The following is a 17,807-nucleotide window of genomic DNA, read 5'->3' as shown; positions in this document are numbered from 1 at the left end:
CACTGTCCACACTGGACGTTACTCTTTTTCAATGTATCATATTCTTTCTTAAAAACGTTACGAAAATGAGACAGTTTCCTTGATTTTTTGAACTTTTGTGTATCTTTCGTTAAAAAAACAAAAAAACCTGCTAAATCAGCAGGTTTAGATCAAAATTTTTAATTGTTCCGCTTCTGTTCGCTCATAGTGAACACGAAGGGTTTGGAGCAAGTCCAATCCATACCGATTCAACCAAGGTAAAATCGAATGAATCCGTTCTTGCGGTACACCACCTGGTGACAATTGATACTGCAGTGCCCGATCAGAACGATTCGCCTGTTCGTGAAGACGTCGTTCTTGATCGATGATCGTCTCGAATGTAAGCTGGAGCTGTTTGTTTAACTTCGCCGAGATCGATGTTGTGTTTAAGACGTTTTTTTCGACCTGCGCGACTTCCTCCATCAAGACTTCGCCCAGTAGTGTAGACGCATGTAACTGTTGTTTGATTTCAGAAGCATCAAAAGGCGCGATCGGTATTCCTTCACTCAACGCCTGTTCCAACGTAAGCGTATGCCGTTGCAATCGCTTTTCGTCACGCGACTGGACCATGACGGCCCCCATGCGCGGAATCAGGAGGGGCATCGTCCAATCAAAATGATGGAAGAGCGGACGTAGTCTTGTCCAGTAGGCAATTTCTCCCGGTCCACCGATATAGGCCAAGGTCGGGAATAAGTAGTCCTGCATCAACGGGCGTGTCACGACACTGTTCGAAAATCGTTCCGGACTCGCATAGAGTAATGCCAATAGTTCAAGCTCCGTATACGTTTTCCCTTGTTTCGTCACAAAATCTTGACCTGGATATAACAGATCACGTCCGATGTCTTCGACAAATAGATGGGCCGCTTCTTCGTTTAGGAAGGTATCCGGTAAATCAGCCGTTTGTTGAATCCCTTCCGACAAAGCTTGCCGGATATCCGAATTGTCCTGAATCAATCGTTCGAAAAACGGAATCTCGAGTTGCCGGACGGTTTCAGCATCTGCATCAAAGAAGATGATGTCATGATTTACCAGTTCTCCCAGGAAAGCTGCAAAAAAACCGCCGTACGTCGTGCTGGTCTCGATCAACCGATCGGATAAAGCCAATAAGTCTTTTGTATGTTGCGTTTCTTGTTCTGCACATAACGCCTGACGAACGATTTTCTTGACGGCCGCTTGATCAAACGCCAAACGACTGACGGACCGTGCGATGGCGTCTGGTGCCGAGACGGTCAACTTCCGTGTCCGATAGTCGTGCGTCGGAACGATCAGATGATTGATTTCATCAAAGTCATGATCTTCGGTTGCAAGCCAAAAAATCGGAAGAACCGGACGATGGAGCAACTCTTCCGCTTCGCGTGCAACCTTCAGACAGGTCAATAATTTATAGACGGCATACAAAGGGCCACCAAAAATACCAGTTTGTTGTCCGGTGATGACGACTTGTGCGTCTCCTGTCCGCAATTGTTCGAGTCGTTCCTTCAGTTTGTCATTTAGCTGAGGATTTTGCCGGATCAATTCATCGACAAGTAGACTGAGATGCGGATACTGTCTGTCTTGTATCTGTTGACTCCGTGTATGCATGCCTTCTGTTCCAATATGATCAACGTATTTTGAAAATTCTTGTTGAGATGCCTGATGCATCAATGAATCTTCAGCATACAAAGCGCGAAATGGTTGTACCTTCAAACAAAATCCCTTCTTTCTAACAAGATCAATGAATGAACAGTTGACGAATCCCGATTCCAAACAGTAGCAGTTGGACAGGAAGAGCAATTAAAATCGTGATCCGCCAACTATGTCGAATCATCTGTAAATAATCCACATCTACTTTTTTGATTCGTTGCCATAAGGCATTAAGCGCAAAGATGAGGAGGACGGCAATCAATAACCAGCCTAAGTAATTTTGACTCGTCAGCGCGATCAAGGCGACATGAATGCCATAGAGGACGATGAATGTGCCCAAATCGAGTGCGAGGCGGACCGCTTTTCCGTGTTGACGAAACAAAATCAAAAAAATAATATACAAACTAACCAAACTAAAAATTGGAAAAATGATAAACCATGTCACATCGAATCCCCTCTTTTTTCCTGAGATTTAATCTGTTCAAAATAAAAAGTCAGTAAGGGTGTCGGTTCGGTTGCACGTGCTAGGACATACCCGACAATCGGTTCAATCTCGGTTCTGCGTCCACGGTCCAGATCCTGAAGCATCGATGAACGATTCAGGTGTGTTCGCTGTATCACCTGTTCGATTTCTCCATAGGAAATGTCATGGTGCGGAAAGACCTGTCGTAACTCTTCAAAGAGGCCACGTGCTTTCGTCGCGTAAGGTTCTTCCAACAGCTGGCCATTTGTAATCCGGTAGTAGGCCGTGAGCGGATTGATGACGGCGTTCATGAACAATTTCGTCAACATGATGTGCTCGATGTTCGGCACATGTTCAAAACGTAACATCCCCTCACGCAACACTGGGAGACTCGTCCGTCCATAACGAATTCGACCTATCCCCGTATGTCGCACCTCGTACAAACCAGTTTTCATGGCACCATGCTCAACGAGACCGAATAAGGCATTTGGCAGTTGTTCTGCTTGTTCCAGATGCCCCATTCCATTTTGTAAAAACATGACCGGCATCGTACCAATCACAAGATAGGGCATCACACTTTTTATATCATACGACTTTGTTGTAACGAACACCAAGTCTTGTGACTCGAGTTGATCAAGCGGTCGAACTTCGACTGGCGAACTTGCTTGACCATCCCGGATGATCTTGATGTCGTGCCCCGCCGTCTGCCGTGTATAGAGCGTCACGTTATGTTGTTCTGCTAGGTAGGACGCAATTAACAACCCAATCGATCCTGCACCGATAATTCCCACTTTACTCATCCGTCAACTCTCCTTTTCTCATCAAAAAAAGCGACCTGTCAAACCGATTGCTCGATTCTAGGGTCGCTTTTATACCGATCATTCAGCTTACTTGCTGATGATTTCTTTACCTTTGTACGAGCCACATGCTTTACAAACGCGGTGTGAAAGTTTCATTTCACCACAGTTTGGGCACTCGACCATACCTGGTACACGGAGTTTGAAATGAGTACGGCGAAGACGTTTGCGTGTTTTCGACGTTCTGCGGAATGGTACTGCCATCGTTGTCCACCTCCTTGAAAAAATACACTCGCCTTCACAAAAAAATTAGGAATCCTGATCTTTTTTAAAGAACTGAGCGAGACCCGCAAGTCGCGGATCGATTTTTGGTTCAGCTTCTTCTGGCGTTTCTTCTGAAAGAACCGTCCAGCCTTCCCCTTGAACCAACTGATTTTCTTCATCATCCCCATGCACTTGCACTGGCACATGAAGTAAAATCAATTCTTGCACGAGTGGTCGAAGATCAACCGTATTCCCGATCGGTAAGTTGATGTCATCCGAATCACTCGGAACAACACCCGCTTCCAGCAGGAACGACTCGATGGATTCAATCTCGAACGGGTACACGACGTCATTTAGCGTCCGGGCATCCGGAAGCGTCATTTCACCTGTAATCCGGAGATTGAATATTAATTGATTCGATGTAAACGATGCATTTGCACGAATGTGCACAGGTTGCACCGCCCGGATATCCGGATGGAGGGCGATGAGCTCAGGAAGCTCAACCGTCTCGTTAACCTGAAGTTGACCCAGATTACGCAATTTATACAATTGCATCAGGGACCATTTCATCCGAATCACCTCAATTGCAACAATATGAATTATAGAGAGGACATCTTGTTTTGTCAATGTTTTTTCTTTACACTGAAATCGCTAGAGAACGAATACTTTCGGACGTCTTCATTCATATTACCGCACTTAATTCCGTTTGCAAAGGAGAAAGTTTCATGAGAATGACTGCAATTATTTCTGAGTACAATCCGTTTCACAATGGACACCTGTATCAAGCGAAAATCGCGCGCCAGGAAACCGGTGCCGATTTGATCGTCGCCATCATGAGCGGAACGTTCACGCAGCGTGGCGAACCCGCCTTTACGGACAAGTGGTCCCGAGCACAAGCAGCGGTCGCAAGTGGTGAAATCGACCTTGTTTTGGAACTTCCGTTTTACTACGCCGTCCAGCGCGCCGATCGATTCGCACTTGGCGGGGTCACGATTGCGGAAACGATTGGAGCACACACCTTATCATTCGGAAGTGAATGTGGTGAGGTGACACCATTTATTACCGCGGCTTCTGAAAATCACGAAGCGAATCCACGTTACCAGGAATTACTTCAACAGGGGCTCGCGCAAGGGTTATCATCTGCGACCGCAGCAAGTCAAGCTTTTCAGGCAATGACGACGACACTGGATCTGACGACACCGAATAATACACTAGGTTATTATTACGCCCGTGCTGCCTCAAGCATCGCGTTGCATACGACGAAACGTATCGGGAGTGGTTACCATGATCTTTCCGTTGGTGACGTCATGAGCGCGACCGCCATTCGGGCGTATTATACGAAACATCAATCCTTGATCGGATTACCAGAAGCGACCGCTGAGACGCTACAGGACGCAGTCTTTGCTTCGTTTGACACTTACTATCCATTCATCCGACATCGTCTCCTAACAACAAGTCTCGCTGATTTGACGCAATTTAATGGGATGGATGCTTCATTAGCGCCCCGATTGGTCGATGGTGCTCGCCAGCACGATTCTTTCGAAGGCTTCATGTCTTGCGTCAAAACACGGCGGTATACACGGACGAGTTTGCAGCGGACACTGATTTATCTTTTGACTTCCACCATGAAACGAGAAATCGATGGGTTACCGTTTGATCAGATCGATTACGTTCGCCCGCTAGCGTTCAACGAGATCGGTCGAACCGCTTTACGTCAAATCAAACAACGGGTTCCAATCATCTCGACGTTCGAAAAACATCCTTGGCTCATCAAAGAAAGCCAAGTCACAGCAGCATATGCTGTGCCCTTGGCTCTTTATCAACAATTAGAAGAACATCGTCGCTTCGCTTACTTTTCCGGTAAGGTTTCCAGATAATCCAATGCTTCTTCTACTGTTTTGATCGGGACGAGTTTCATCTTCGTCTCGATTTTTTTGATAGAAGGTTTGGCTTCTTTATAGTTATCACCTGCTGGGACGAACATGATTTCGGCGTCCGCTTCATTCGCAGCGACGACCTTTTGCCAAGCGCCACCAATCGGTCCAACCTTCCCGTCCTCTTCAATCGTTCCGGTTCCCGCGATCTTGTATCCTTTCGCTAAGTCCCCTTCGGTCAATTGATCATAAATCTCGAGCGTAAACATCATCCCAGCCGACGGTCCACCGACATCCTCGACATTAAAATCCACTTCCGGCTTCGTCGTAACGGAAGACATCGGGAGCGGTTCATAAATACCAAGACCAACCCGTTCTGATTCCTTCGTCAAACGATTGACGGCAATATCCGTCTGTCGTTCTTTTTTGTTTCGCAGGAAGGTCACCTCTACTTGTTCACCTGCTTTTTTTGCACCAATCGTTTTCATGAAATCACTCAATGATTTGATCGCTTGACCATCCACAGCCGTAATTTGATCGCCCGCTTTCAGTTTCCCGTCGGCCGGACCGTCCGCTATGACACCGGACACATAAATGCCCTTAAAATCGACGGTCGCCTGCTTGCCGGCTAATTCATACCCTTCGATCGTCGCGTTATGTTGGGCTTCTTCCATATAAAGTTTCTGACGCTTCTCATACTGAGCATCCGACTCGCCATCATACAGATAGTCACTGACACTTGAGCGATCTGCAAACGGTAAAAATAAGCTTTCTACGAGGAAATAAGGAGTCGCTCGTCGCTGAGCAATCGTCAGCATCATCAAGTCACCCGGTTCCTTCGTCGCTCCCTCGACATCAATCAATTGTTCCGTCGATGTGGCGTCTCCAGGATAAGAAATAAAATACGGGAGCGGGACAAAAAACGCGATCATCGCGGCGACTACCGCGGCTAAGGCCGGTTTCCATGCTTTCATTTCAATTCCCCTTTGCTGTACTTGTGACGTAACGCTTCCTCGACGACGGGAGGAACCAGACCGGCAACCGATGCTCCATATTTTGCCGCTTCTTTGACAATCGACGAACTTAAAAAGGAGTATTGATTATTTGTCATCATGAACAACGTCTCAATTTGATCATTCATCTTTTTGTTGATCGAAGCGACTTGCATCTCATATTCAAAGTCCGATACAGCACGTAACCCACGAACAATCACGTTTGCCCCGACTTCAGCTGCGTAATCGACAAGCAATCCATCAAATGAATCCACTTTGATATGTGGCAAGTGTTCCGTCACTTCAGAGATCAATTCCATCCGTTCCCGTACGGAAAATAAAGGTTGTTTCGAAGAATTGTTGAGTACCGCAACAATGATCTCGTCAAAAATAGGTGCAGCCCGTTCGATGATGTCAAGATGTCCGTTCGTAATCGGGTCAAAACTCCCAGGACAGATGGCGATCCGCTTCATACATGTTCCTCCAGTTCTGTAAATTCATATAATGTAATCGAGATGACGTTTGAATAGCGAAGTCGTTTAATGACGGTCAGACGTCCCATTTGATCCGGTAGCTCCGTCTCAGAACCATGTTCGCAGATGATGACGCCGTTATCTGTCAGCATATCGTGCTGTTCTATGTAAGCGACCTGGTCAGCTAATTGTTCCTTCGCATACGGCGGATCAAGAAAAATCAGCTTAAAGGGTTCTTCTGTTGCAAGTTCCGCCAGTGCGACCGTCACATCTTTTCTTAAAACCCGGCTCCGATCCGTTAGCCGGGTCGTTTCTAGATTTTCTTTAATCGTTTGGACGGCCTTGAAAGATTGATCGACAAAAACGGCTTCGTCACACCCACGCGATAAGGCCTCGATTCCTAATCCGCCACTTCCAGCGAATAAATCAAGTGCTTTTCCCCCATTAAAGTATGGTCCGATGACATTAAAAAGTGATTCCTTGACCTTGTCCGTCGTCGGTCGTGTCTGGTCTCCCGGTACGGCTTTGATCCGCATTCCTTTTCGTTCCCCTGATATGACGCGCATGTTCTTCCTTCCTTTCAAAAAAGAGCGACGAGGATGTCCTCATCGCTCTACCAGTTAGACTTCTTCGTGCATCTTGCCTTTTTTGTTGGCATAGGTCTCGATGATGAACGGTCGTTCTGAACGGAGTACCGTCTCAACAAACGGTAATTCCGTAATCCGTTCGATTGCTTGTTCATGTTGTTCCAAATCAACATATAAAAAAACGTATCGTTCACGTTTGGACGTGAAGTAGACATTTCCGAACCGACGTAACTGGCGCGATGCCTTCAACGCATTGACATAGACGATGAGTCCAATCCGATCCTTGATCACACACCGTTCCTCCCTTTTTCAGCTCTTACCCGCTACAGCTGCAACTTCCGCCAGTCGAACAACCACCTGCACATCCTTGGTCGAAAAACGGATTGCCTGTTGGTACCTTGATTTGGGGTGATACTTGCCCGGCAAGGACTAAACTGACTTGTCCGAGTAGCGTTTCGAGTTGTTTTTCGGCTTTCTTGAACTGGGCGACTTCTTCTTGCAGATCAAGTGCCCGCTTGATTTCGTGTACCTTTTTCGTGATCGTTTGGTAATCCGGGTGATACCGACCGAATCGTTGGACCAATTCGTATTCCTCCTTGATCCGGTTGAAGTCACGAATGACGTCCTGTGCCTGTCTTGAGTTGGCTCGTGCCTGTTTTGCTAATCTATATGCTTGACCTGTTTCGCTTTGCGAGAGAGAGTGTGCAAGGTCTTCCGCTGCGTTGATGAGGTCGATTGTTTTATCTGAATAAATCACAACGAATCTCCTCCTTAACTTAACCATCATATCATAACATTTATCTCGCTCCTAGGACGCTGAATTGTGTATAATTTGTTCAGAAGGAAGGAATGAATTGTATGCAATTTTTATCGTTTAACATGTTTCGGACGATCGGGATCAGGACTGAACATGCGAAGTCAGATTATCACTTTGATTCACTAGCTAAAATCGCACAAGCCGATGTGATTTTGTTTCCCGAATATTGGCAAGTGAACTCGATCATTTACGGCATGAAAAAACCGATTTTCCCTTCCGCTGCGACTTTCCATCTCGGTCACGATAAGATTGAAATGACACGGATTTTCAAGACGGTCATTCCGGAACATATACCACGGACGGAGATTTACGGAAAAAATGAGTTCACGATTACCCGTGTCCTTGATGAGTTCGCGTTCCCGTTCGTCGCCAAAACCGTTCGGAGTTCCATGGGACAAGGTGTCCATCTCATTAAAAATGAAAAAGACTGGGAAAAATATGTCACACAACACGAAACGTTTTATGTGCAAGAGTATATCCCAAACGAAAAAGACCTGCGTGTCGTCGTCGTAGGTGATACGATTCTTGCTGCGTACTGGCGGATCGGAGGTGGACAATTTTTAAACAATGTCGCCCAAGGGGGAACGCTCGACTTTGAGAATGTCCCGCAAGAGGCACTTGATTTTGTCCTCACGCTCGCTCAACAACTCGATATCGATCATGCCGGATTTGATTTGATTTTCCGGGATGGTCAGATCTATGTGCTAGAATTCAATGTCTTGTTTGGCGGTGAAGGCCTGAACCATCTCGGGATCCATGCGCCAGATACGATTTTAGAGTATGTCGAACGAAAATACGGAAGTTCATGAATTCTTCAAATCGACTTCACATTTTTTTCTTTATCGATGGATTCATTATGGTATGATAGCTTGGAAAGACTAGTGTACACTAGCAAACTGGGGTATAGGGGGATTCACACATGAAGTTTGAACAGTTCGGAATCGAAGGCAAGGAAATTAAGTTCGGGTTACTTGAAACAATCATGGATCATCATCGTTTTGTTCGTGAAGGACAGTGGGATTATGAACGTGCGATGTACGATATGAAGTATGAAAAGCAATCAACAGGAGAAGTATTCTATCTCCGTGTTCCAGTCTATGCCATTCAAGGTGAACTCGAAGACCGTCAAGCTGTCGTTCGGATGCTGACACCATTGCTCGGAAAACATTATTACCCGCATGGCGTCGAGTACGATGAGGAGTTCCCGCCTGAAATCGTTAAAGACTGCGAGCGCCGTCTCACTGCATTACTTGAAACACTCGAAAAATAAGTTAAACGAACCAAAGCTCACGTCATGTGACTTTGGTTCTTTTTTAATCCTTTTACAAAAAAAGACGTTCCCGATGTCCCGGAAACGTCCTCACTTCTATCATTTTGCAATCAACTGTAAATAATCCAATACCTCTTCACCTAACTGCAGGTTTACCTGTTCACGCAAGTGTTGATACAATGCAGCGAGTTGTTTCTCCTCGACATGGACTTTCATACTAAAAGCAATCGCATCTCCAGATAAACGTTTCATCCGAATGACGGTTGCCCCGAAATCAATGACGGTACATAGTAATAACTCTTCAATCGCTTGGACCGAAACAGTCACTTCGCCCTGTACTTCATAACGTTCGCTCAAGGTATTCACTCCTTCGCAAGTTGTTTGACCGATGTCATAACTTCCTCTAAGTCGACCGGTTCATCCGGCGTCTTTGCCATGGATGAAATGGCACGTACTTTATTGTCCCGATCGAGAATGAACATTTGTGTTCCGTGCGTCACTAAACCACTCTCTGCTTTTGAATAGTAGAAGTTTAATTGACGTGTCAGACGATCAATGACGACATCATCTCCTGTCAAGACTTTCCATCCTTCTTCATTCGCTTCAAAGTTAGACGCATATTTCTTCAAGACTTTTGGTGTATCCACTTTTGGATCCACTGTCACAGCAACGAGTTCGACATCCGTTCCATACAACTCTTCTGCTCGTAACTGTTTTTCTAATTTCCGGTAGTCATTCAGTGTCAGTGGACAAATATCCGGACAGTTGGAATAAAAAAACGTCAAGACCTTCACTTTGCCATCTTCAGAATTAAATTGTTTTCCATCGACGGCATTCGTCAGTTCAAATGGAGTCGGTTCAGCAATGACAGGCAGCTTCTCTTTCATGAAAAAATAATAATACCCGCCCGCCGCAGCAATTAAAATCAAGACGACTGCTGCCACAGTTAAATAACTGTTTTTTTTCAAGTCGTTACCCCCTTAATGATTCCAAATCGCCCGGAACACGTTTGTCGTCTCCCCTGGTTCATATACGACATACAGCAGACAATAGACGATCACACCCGTAATCGCCGTCAAAAACCAAATCACGGACGCTTTTGGACCAATCTTACGGTGTTTCGTAAAGTTTTTCTTGTATGCAAAAAAGAGAGCCATTAATCCAAGTACTCCACCTGATGTCGCGAGGAGGATATGGAAAATTAAAAATCCTGTGTAATACGGTTTAATCGTGTCCGGTCCACCAAAGGCTGTATTGCCTAGAAGGATCGTCCGTAAAGCGTACATGATGAAAAATAATAAGGCTAGCGCAGCAGCAATCGTCATCACGAATTGATGTGCTTTCATGTTCCGGCGTGTCTGAGCAATCAAGAACCACCCAATCGCGACAAAAATCGCACTGATGACAATCAACGAGACACAAATCAACGGCAAATAACTCATGTTTCAACTTCCTCCAATTTAATCCGCTTTTGGCGAGAAGGACATACCTTCATCGACAGCAGTACTTTTAGAACGTCTCACCCATGTAAAGAATGTGAGTCCGAAGAACAGACCATACACCAACTCTTGTCCAAGTTTCATCAAGACACCACCAAATCGTTGATCTTCTAGCAGGTCATTGGTCGTTCCAAACAAGCGTTCCATGTTCAGACCACTCACATCATTATTCGGCATACAGTAGGCAAGGACTTTCGCAAAAGTTGCCGGATCTTGGTAGGCTTCATACTGGAAACTTTGGCTAAAGATCATGAACGCACATGCCGGCGTCAATAACACACCGTTCGCGACGATATACACCATCTTCTTTAAATCCGATAAGCTGTCTTCTTCGTTGACCGGTGCGATAATCGGATACCACATCGTCATGCTGAGGAAAATCAACGTTCCATGGAAAATCCGGTGAACGGTATAATTCGTCAACACATAATCAAAGATGAAAGGCATATGGTAAAACGTAAACAATGAATTAAATAAAATCAGTGCAATCAACGGCAAAATGAAGAAGCGTAGTGTGCGACCGATATAAGGTAACGCAAATAACCGTTTAAAGACCCATCCTGGAATTGCAAGCATCAATAATGGCGGTGCCACCATGTAGACGAATACCATCTGTAACATATGGGCCGAAAAAGTGATGTGCGCCATGACATCAAGCGGACTCCCAAAACCGATATAGTAAACAAACAAGGCAGCGAGCATTGAAAATTTTTGCCCGAGCGTCGTTTCCGCTTCATCCGGCCGGCGGATTTTTTCGGTCACGACCGCATAAAACACATATATTCCAATCAAAAGTAATGCATAATACGGACTCCATAAAACAGTCCACTCAAATTGTGATAAAGATCCCCTTAAGTTGCCTAACATGTTTCTCACCCCGTTCCTTTTTCCTACAGATTAAGATTACCGTTCCCCTATTTCATTGTAAAGGTTTCTCATAAAACGATTCTAAAATAAAAGACCATCCTGCTAAACGTTAGCAGAATGGTCACAATTTATTACCAGATTAAAAGACGGAGTGTCGCGACAATCGTCAAGGCGACGAAGATCCCAAGTGCCATCATGACTTTAATCCATGTGTTCCCTTTATTGTTCATGTGCATGAACATATAAAGTTGGAGGTACACTTGCACGATTGCCATGATGATCAGGAATCCACCGGCTGCCCAGTGAGGCATGAGCTCTGCCATGACCGCACCAAAGGCGATCAGTGTGAGGAAAATCATCAAAGCAAAACTTGTCAGTTGAAGTTGCATCTCGCGGCTGCGATCTGCTTTCATCTCGAGTTCCATCTGATTACGTGTCAGTTGCGGTTCGTGTTTTTCCATCTTATTTCACCATCCCCATGAGGTAGACGACTGAGAAGATAAAGACCCAGACGACGTCAATGAAGTGCCAGTAAAGACTTGAAACATAAAATTTCGGTGCGTTGACAACTGTGATGCCGCGGTTCCAGTTACGGACGAGCAACGTCGTGATCCAAAGGAGACCAAACAGAACGTGCGCTCCGTGGAAACCGACTAATGTGTAGAAGGCCGATCCAAAGGCACTCGACGTAAACGTATGACCGATGTGGTAGTAATGATTAAACTCATAAATCTCACCTGCTAAGAACGCTAATCCAAGAGCAAGTGTGATGATCAACCACATCTTCATCTTTTTCACATCATTACGTTTCATCGCCATCATCGCAAGCACACTTGTCAGTGAACTTGTGAGGAGGAGCATCGTCATGATGAAGACAAGACCCATTTCGAAAATATCGTAACTGCGTAATCCTTCTTTAGCACCCGAGTTATGCAGCCCGATGTACGTTCCGAAGAGAGAAGCGAACAATGTCGTTTCTCCTCCAAGGAAGAACCAGAAGGCTACATATTTATTCTTACCCTCAAGTGTTGCTTTTTCAACATGATCCGGAATACCCGTGATCGGGTTATTTGGAACTGAATGATGTCCCATCTTACTTCGCCTCCTTTTCAGCTTCAAGGCGTAGATCTTCTTCGATGACTGATTTCGGGATATAGTATCCTTCATCATCAATCCATGACCGGAGGAACATCGCAACGAGTGTCGTAGCGAGACCAATCAAGGCAACGACGAGACCGACTGTTCCGTAGTCCAGGCGAAGAATGAATCCAAGACCTGCAAGGAACAGACCGACAGACATGACGAACGGCAGAATCGTATTGTTCGGCATGTGGATATCGCCGACTTCTTCCGAAACGGAAACGGTTTTGTTTCCTGCCATTTTTTCGAGCCAGTACGTATCTAACCCTTTAACGAGTGGTGTTTGAGCAAAGTTATATTCTGGCGTCGGTACCGGAAGCGTCCACTCAAGTGTCCGTCCATCTCCCCATACGTCGCGTTTGACATATTCTTTTGACATCAGTGCTGCTGCAATCGAAACGACTAATACGATCGTCGAGACACCCATGAATCCTGCCCCGATGGAAGATAGTAAGTTCATCGTTTCCCAGCCTTGGTTTGGCAAGTACGTGAAGACACGACGTGGCATACCCGTTAAACCAAGAATGTGTTGCGGGAAGAACGTCAAGTGGAAGCCGATGAAGAACAACCAGAATTGAATTTTACCCCAGAACTCGTTCAGCTGTTTCCCGAACATGAGTGGGAACCAGTAATAGAGACCGGCGAAGAGACCGAAGACAACCCCACCAACGATAACATAGTGGAAATGGGCAACGACGAAGTAACTGTCGTGGTACTGATAATCGGCAGGTGCAACTGAAAGCATGACCCCTGTCATACCACCAACAAGGAACGATGGAATGAAGGCAACCGAATACAGCATCGCAACAGGGAACGTCAATTTCCCGCCCCACAGCGTAAAGAGCCAGTTAAAGATCTTAACCCCGGTCGGGACAGCGATTGCCATTGTCGCAACTGCGAAGATCGCGTTTGCAACAGGACCAAGTCCAACAGTAAACATATGGTGAACCCAAACCATGAATCCTAAGAAACCGATCAACATCGTCGCAAAGACCATCGTCGTGTAACCGAAGAGACGTTTACGAGCAAAGGTAGGAATGATTTCTGAGAAGATACCAAATGCCGGTAAAATCAAGATATATACTTCCGGGTGACCGAAAATCCAGAAAAGGTGTTCCCAGATGACGATATTACCACCCGCTGCCGGATCGAAGAAATGGGCTCCGAACAAGCGTTCAAACGTCAGCAAGAACAGACCGACTGTAAGTGGTGGGAATGCGAAAACGATCAAGGCAGAAGCAACGAATGCTGTCCATGTAAATAGCGGCATCCGCATCAGTTTCATACCTGGTGCGCGCATGTTGAGAATCGTGACGAGGAAGTTAATCCCCCCCATGAGTGTACCGAAACCAGAAATCTGTAACCCAAGTGCATAGAAATCAACACCGAGTGATTCTGGAACCGTTGAAAGTGGTGCATACGCAGTCCATCCCGCGTTTGGTGCTGCGCCGAAGAACCAAGATAGGTTCAGTAATACTCCCCCGAAGAAGAACAACCAAAAACCAAGTGCATTCAAGAACGGGAACGCAACGTCGCGCGCTCCGATTTGAAGCGGTACTGCAGCGTTCATGTATCCGATCAACATCGGCATCGCTGCCAAGAAGATCATTGTCGTACCGTGCATCGTGATCAACTGGTTAAATAATTCACCGCTGACGAAATCGTTCATCGGTTTAATCAGCTGAAAACGAATCATTAAGGCTTCTACGCCACCAACCAGAAGGAAAAACAATCCGGACATGATGTAGAGAATCCCAATTTTTTTATGGTCGACTGTCGTTAGCCAGTCCATGATGCCGCTTTTTTTCTTCGGCATACCCATAGTATGTGTCCCCACTATGATTCCCCCTTAAATATTATTGGAGCTTCTTGTCCAATAGGTAGTCTGCAAGTTCGCTCAAATCTTCATCGCTAATCTGATCTTCAGAGAAACCAGGCATTTTTGTCCCTTGTTTTTCTTTTTGTGGATTGCGAATCCATTTTTCGAGACTTTCTTTGTCATGATCAAGGTATCCTGCGATACGTTGACGATCACCGAAGTTTGTTAAGCTTGGCGCGACTTTCCCGCCACCGTGACAGCTGAGACAGTTTTGTGCGTAGACTTGCTCGCCTGTCGTCCAGTTTTTTTCGTTTTTCGCATCAAGTTGTTTTGTTTCTGCTTCTTTTGCTGACTTCATGTCTTTAAGCCATGCATCGTAGTCATCTTGCTCAAGCGCGATGACTTTAAAGTCCATCAGTGCGTGTGACGGTCCACACAACTCCGCACATTTACCGTAGTAAGTACCGGCTTCTTGTGCTTGTAACCACATTTCATTTTCAAGACCTGGGTTTGTATCTGTTTTACCTGAAAGCGCAGGTACCCAGAATGAGTGAATGACGTCTTTTGATGTTAAATTGACCGCAACACGTTTTCCAACCGGAATGACAAGCTCTTGTCCAGTCGAAACACCTTTGTCTGGATATTCAAACTCCCACCAGTAGAGGTTTGCAGTAACGTTGATGATTTCATTCTTTTTCGCTTCTTTTGCATCTGCTAACTCAACCGTCGTTTTGATCGTCGGTACAGCAAGCACGACTAACAAAAGAATCGGAATGACCGTCCAGATGATTTCAAGTGTATGATTTCCTTCCACCTGTTTCGGAACAGTGTTGTCTCCAGCTTTACGACGGAATTTCATAAGTACGTAAATATAGATGACCGCTACGATCGCAAGGACAAACAACATGACCCATAAGCTGAGCTTAATGATCTCAAGTTGCATTTGTGCACCTTCCCCGCGAGGTTGTAGTGCGGACAATTCCGGAATTCCACAACCTGATAACAATAATGCCATCAAACCGATCGGAAGAAGCCGGAAGAGCATTTTTCCTGATTTTTTCACAACCATCCCCACTTTCTTTTCCCCAATTTTTTCTTACGTAATGGTGTACGTGAATATGTCAAATCGTTTTAGAGAGAAACGAGTACGACCGTCACGATCCAAGCCGTGAAGTAAAAGAGCGAGAAGAAAAACATCTTCGAAGCCCATTTAATCTCAGCTTGTTCTTCTTTAATCTTGAGACCTTGCAGTCCCATATAGAGCCAGTATCCACCGAGCACTGCCATGACGAGCACATAAATGATGCCGTAATGCGCGAGGAGGAGTGATGATGGAAGCAAGACTGCAATCCACCATACAATTTGCCGTTTCGTGATTGCAAAACCATTGACGACAGGTAACATCGGAATGCCGGCAACCCGGTATTCTTCCGTCCGTCTCATGGCAAGCGCAAGGAAATGAGGCGGTTGCCAGACAAACATGATGAGAAATAAAATCCATGCATCGATGTGGAGTGTCGGAGTGACTGCCGCAAATCCAATGATCGGTGGCACTGCTCCTGAAATACCACCTACGACCGTATTGATCGTATGAGTCCGTTTTAACCACATCGTGTAGATGACGACGTAGACAAACGATCCAATCAGTCCGAAGACTGCCGCGACATGGTTAACGATGAGCAAAAGAACGGTACCGGTAGCCAGTATGCCCAGTCCTAATGCTAATATACGCTGCCCATCCATCTTACCGGTCACGCTCGGTCTTCCCATCGTCCGCTCCATCTTGTAATCGATATCGCGATCAATGTAGTTGTTGAGATAACAACTACCGGCAATGACCAATCCACTTCCGAGAAGTGTCCACAATAAGGTCAACTTCGTCTGCCACAGATACAGTAGAACATCATCCGTTAAATAAGATGCTGCTATGACATAACCTGCGAAGACCGTGATGAGATTCGCCCGGACGATCCCCATCTTTGCTAGGGTGACGTAGTCCTTGAATGTCGGCTGATCGGTTTGTTCGATCATGATATCAAGGGTCTCCCCGTTTACTTTCGCCATGTTGTTTCCTCCTTCTAACCGCCTCTGTTCTTTCTGCACGTATGATTCACGTATTTTCTTCACAGAAATAACACAGACACGCCACGAAACGCCCTTTTCTCTATAAAAGATACCACATATTCACAGGCATGACGTATGAAAATACTTTCGACATAATGAACAAAATGTGAAATCTATGTGATTAACCTCACAGTTCACCATATTTACCTAATATTAGAATAGCGTTCTTCTAAAAGATTGCAAGCGTTTCGATATTTTTTATGCGATACTATTGCTAGGTATTTCAAGTATCTTGTATTTTTCCAGAAAGGTGGTGTCTGCGTCTTGAATCGAAAACTTTCGATTTTTTCAGCATTTGTCACATTCACGATGATGATCGTTTTACTCATGGGCGGAACAGTCACGAAAACAGATTCAGGGAATGGATGCGGAACGGACTGGCCGCTTTGTCACGGCGAACTGATTCCGACCAACCCGAGTGTAGAAACGATGATCGAGTATAGTCACCGGGCCGTGACAGGTGTTGTTGGATTACTAATCATTGCATTATGTCTTTGGACACTCGTTGCATTCAAAGAGCGTCTCGATATAAAGATTTTTGCTTTCCTCGCCTTTATTTTCATGTTGATTCAATCCATCGTGGGTGCAGGAGCAGTCGTCTGGCAACAGTCGGATCTTGTCATGGCGTTGCATTTCGGAATTTCTTTGATATCCTTTGCTTCCTTACTTATCTTAACGATACTGATCATGGAGCGTCCGGGTCGAGAATTCAGGGAATCGGTCCCAGCATTCTTGCGTAAACTGCTTTATGGTCTCCTGATTTATACGTTGATCGTCGTCTATACCGGCGCATTCGTGCGCCACGTCGGAGCGACATACGCCTGTGTCGGCTGGCCCATCTGTTCGCAACCCTCGATGACGTTTGAAGCATGGGTGCAGATGATTCACCGTATTTTAGCCGGACTGCTGTTCTTCTATACGTTGTTCGTCCATTACATGGCGATTCGTCTCAAACACCGGACGACCCGCACCGGCATGTTGTTTGCGACGTTCTTCATTTCTTGCCAGGTCGCTACTGGCGCCTGGATCGTCTTAGGTGGGCATGCGACATATGTTCCGTTGTTACACGCCTTCTTGATCACGTGTTACTTCGGGGTCATCTCGTACCTTGCGTATCATGCTTTTCGGACCCGAAAAGCAAATTCCCGGTTACACTGACTGGATATTCAACTCGCTAAAA

The 17,807-nt window shown here is 45.7% G+C and carries 23 protein-coding genes; 4 read left to right on the top strand and 19 right to left on the bottom strand.

Annotation, left to right across the window (positions count from 1 at the left end):
- Nucleotides 1-144: 144 nt before the first annotated feature.
- From bshC to BLD48_RS02860, 5 genes are all read right to left on the bottom strand, one after another.
- The gene (bshC, locus tag BLD48_RS02875) at nucleotides 145-1,659 is read right to left on the bottom strand and encodes a bacillithiol biosynthesis cysteine-adding enzyme BshC (protein ID WP_236629927.1); all 1,515 of its coding nucleotides are present in this window, start codon (nucleotides 1,657-1,659) and stop codon (nucleotides 145-147) included.
- 70 nt (nucleotides 1,660-1,729) lie between these two features.
- Nucleotides 1,730-2,086, bottom strand: a complete 357-nt coding sequence (locus BLD48_RS02870; protein ID WP_071498875.1) for a DUF3397 domain-containing protein — start codon at nucleotides 2,084-2,086, stop codon at nucleotides 1,730-1,732.
- Nucleotides 2,083-2,904: a ketopantoate reductase family protein gene (locus tag BLD48_RS02865; RefSeq protein WP_071498874.1), complete on the bottom strand. Its 822-nt coding sequence runs from the start codon at nucleotides 2,902-2,904 to the stop codon at nucleotides 2,083-2,085. Before BLD48_RS02865 ends, BLD48_RS02870 begins: the two co-directional genes overlap by 4 nt.
- 87 nt (nucleotides 2,905-2,991) lie before the next feature.
- On the bottom strand, nucleotides 2,992-3,165 hold the full coding sequence (rpmF, locus tag BLD48_RS16025; protein WP_081578962.1) for a 50S ribosomal protein L32: 174 nt from the start codon (nucleotides 3,163-3,165) through the stop codon (nucleotides 2,992-2,994).
- A gap of 45 nt (nucleotides 3,166-3,210) precedes the next feature.
- On the bottom strand, nucleotides 3,211-3,735 hold the full coding sequence (locus BLD48_RS02860) for a YceD family protein (protein ID WP_014970776.1): 525 nt from the start codon (nucleotides 3,733-3,735) through the stop codon (nucleotides 3,211-3,213).
- A gap of 155 nt (nucleotides 3,736-3,890) precedes the next feature.
- Between BLD48_RS02860 and BLD48_RS02855 the strand changes: the two genes are divergently transcribed.
- Complete coding sequence (locus BLD48_RS02855) at nucleotides 3,891-5,042, top strand: tRNA(Met) cytidine acetate ligase (protein WP_071498873.1); 1,152 nt, start codon at nucleotides 3,891-3,893, stop codon at nucleotides 5,040-5,042.
- Here BLD48_RS02855 and BLD48_RS02850 read toward each other — a convergent pair.
- From BLD48_RS02850 to BLD48_RS02830, 5 genes are read right to left on the bottom strand one after another with little or no spacing between them, the layout of a single operon-like run.
- Nucleotides 5,015-6,013: a SepM family pheromone-processing serine protease gene (locus BLD48_RS02850; protein ID WP_071498872.1), complete on the bottom strand. Its 999-nt coding sequence runs from the start codon at nucleotides 6,011-6,013 to the stop codon at nucleotides 5,015-5,017. The two genes, BLD48_RS02855 and BLD48_RS02850, sit on opposite strands and share 28 nt — an antisense overlap.
- Nucleotides 6,010-6,504, bottom strand: coding sequence for a pantetheine-phosphate adenylyltransferase (gene coaD / locus BLD48_RS02845; RefSeq protein WP_014970779.1), 495 nt, complete (start codon nucleotides 6,502-6,504; stop codon nucleotides 6,010-6,012). Before coaD ends, BLD48_RS02850 begins: the two co-directional genes overlap by 4 nt.
- Nucleotides 6,501-7,088: a 16S rRNA (guanine(966)-N(2))-methyltransferase RsmD gene (gene rsmD / locus BLD48_RS02840; RefSeq protein ID WP_255366242.1), complete on the bottom strand. Its 588-nt coding sequence runs from the start codon at nucleotides 7,086-7,088 to the stop codon at nucleotides 6,501-6,503. Before rsmD ends, coaD begins: the two co-directional genes overlap by 4 nt.
- 36 nt (nucleotides 7,089-7,124) lie before the next feature.
- The gene (locus BLD48_RS02835) at nucleotides 7,125-7,382 is read right to left on the bottom strand and encodes a YlbG family protein (RefSeq protein WP_014970781.1); all 258 of its coding nucleotides are present in this window, start codon (nucleotides 7,380-7,382) and stop codon (nucleotides 7,125-7,127) included.
- A gap of 25 nt (nucleotides 7,383-7,407) precedes the next feature.
- Nucleotides 7,408-7,848 (bottom strand): YlbF/YmcA family competence regulator, encoded by a 441-nt coding sequence (locus tag BLD48_RS02830; RefSeq protein WP_071498870.1) that lies wholly within the window; start codon nucleotides 7,846-7,848, stop codon nucleotides 7,408-7,410.
- Nucleotides 7,849-7,940: 92 nt separating this feature from the next.
- Here BLD48_RS02830 and BLD48_RS02825 point away from each other — a divergent pair, with 92 nt between their 5' ends.
- Both BLD48_RS02825 and BLD48_RS02820 read left to right on the top strand, forming a co-directional pair.
- Nucleotides 7,941-8,717, top strand: a complete 777-nt coding sequence (locus BLD48_RS02825; protein ID WP_071498869.1) for an ATP-grasp domain-containing protein — start codon at nucleotides 7,941-7,943, stop codon at nucleotides 8,715-8,717.
- 110 nt (nucleotides 8,718-8,827) lie between these two features.
- Entirely contained in the window at nucleotides 8,828-9,178 is a 351-nt protein-coding gene (locus BLD48_RS02820) for a YugN family protein (RefSeq protein WP_014970784.1), read from the top strand.
- Nucleotides 9,179-9,277: 99 nt separating this feature from the next.
- Here BLD48_RS02820 and BLD48_RS02815 read toward each other — a convergent pair whose 3' ends face one another.
- The 9 genes from BLD48_RS02815 to cyoE form a co-directional block, all read right to left on the bottom strand.
- Complete coding sequence (locus BLD48_RS02815; protein ID WP_236629924.1) at nucleotides 9,278-9,544, bottom strand: hypothetical protein; 267 nt, start codon at nucleotides 9,542-9,544, stop codon at nucleotides 9,278-9,280.
- Nucleotides 9,541-10,146: an SCO family protein gene (locus BLD48_RS02810; RefSeq protein WP_014970786.1), complete on the bottom strand. Its 606-nt coding sequence runs from the start codon at nucleotides 10,144-10,146 to the stop codon at nucleotides 9,541-9,543. Before BLD48_RS02810 ends, BLD48_RS02815 begins: the two co-directional genes overlap by 4 nt.
- Before the next feature lie 12 nt (nucleotides 10,147-10,158).
- Complete coding sequence (locus BLD48_RS02805) at nucleotides 10,159-10,620, bottom strand: DUF420 domain-containing protein (RefSeq protein WP_071498867.1); 462 nt, start codon at nucleotides 10,618-10,620, stop codon at nucleotides 10,159-10,161.
- A gap of 18 nt (nucleotides 10,621-10,638) precedes the next feature.
- Nucleotides 10,639-11,469, bottom strand: coding sequence for a cytochrome c oxidase assembly protein (locus tag BLD48_RS02800; RefSeq protein ID WP_236629923.1), 831 nt, complete (start codon nucleotides 11,467-11,469; stop codon nucleotides 10,639-10,641).
- A 206-nt stretch (nucleotides 11,470-11,675) separates the two neighbouring features.
- Nucleotides 11,676-12,005: a cytochrome C oxidase subunit IV family protein gene (locus tag BLD48_RS02795; protein WP_026832535.1), complete on the bottom strand. Its 330-nt coding sequence runs from the start codon at nucleotides 12,003-12,005 to the stop codon at nucleotides 11,676-11,678.
- A gap of 1 nt (nucleotide 12,006) precedes the next feature.
- Nucleotides 12,007-12,636, bottom strand: a complete 630-nt coding sequence (locus tag BLD48_RS02790; RefSeq protein WP_014970790.1) for a cytochrome (ubi)quinol oxidase subunit III — start codon at nucleotides 12,634-12,636, stop codon at nucleotides 12,007-12,009.
- A gap of 1 nt (nucleotide 12,637) precedes the next feature.
- Nucleotides 12,638-14,506, bottom strand: coding sequence for a cytochrome c oxidase subunit I (gene ctaD / locus BLD48_RS02785; RefSeq protein WP_201723132.1), 1,869 nt, complete (start codon nucleotides 14,504-14,506; stop codon nucleotides 12,638-12,640).
- 34 nt (nucleotides 14,507-14,540) lie between these two features.
- The gene (coxB, locus tag BLD48_RS02780; RefSeq protein WP_083412237.1) at nucleotides 14,541-15,572 is read right to left on the bottom strand and encodes a cytochrome c oxidase subunit II; all 1,032 of its coding nucleotides are present in this window, start codon (nucleotides 15,570-15,572) and stop codon (nucleotides 14,541-14,543) included.
- Nucleotides 15,573-15,634: 62 nt separating this feature from the next.
- Entirely contained in the window at nucleotides 15,635-16,567 is a 933-nt protein-coding gene (gene cyoE, locus BLD48_RS02775; protein WP_071498864.1) for a heme o synthase, read from the bottom strand.
- A gap of 324 nt (nucleotides 16,568-16,891) precedes the next feature.
- Between cyoE and BLD48_RS02770 the strand changes: the two genes are divergently transcribed.
- Nucleotides 16,892-17,785, top strand: a complete 894-nt coding sequence (locus tag BLD48_RS02770) for a COX15/CtaA family protein (protein ID WP_026829909.1) — start codon at nucleotides 16,892-16,894, stop codon at nucleotides 17,783-17,785.
- Nucleotides 17,786-17,807: the final 22 nt, after the last annotated feature.

It is taken from the genome of Exiguobacterium sp. KRL4 (genome assembly GCF_001870785.1).
GTDB lineage: Bacteria > Bacillota > Bacilli > Exiguobacteriales > Exiguobacteriaceae > Exiguobacterium_A.
This window is presented reverse-complemented; position numbering and strand designations above follow the sequence as displayed.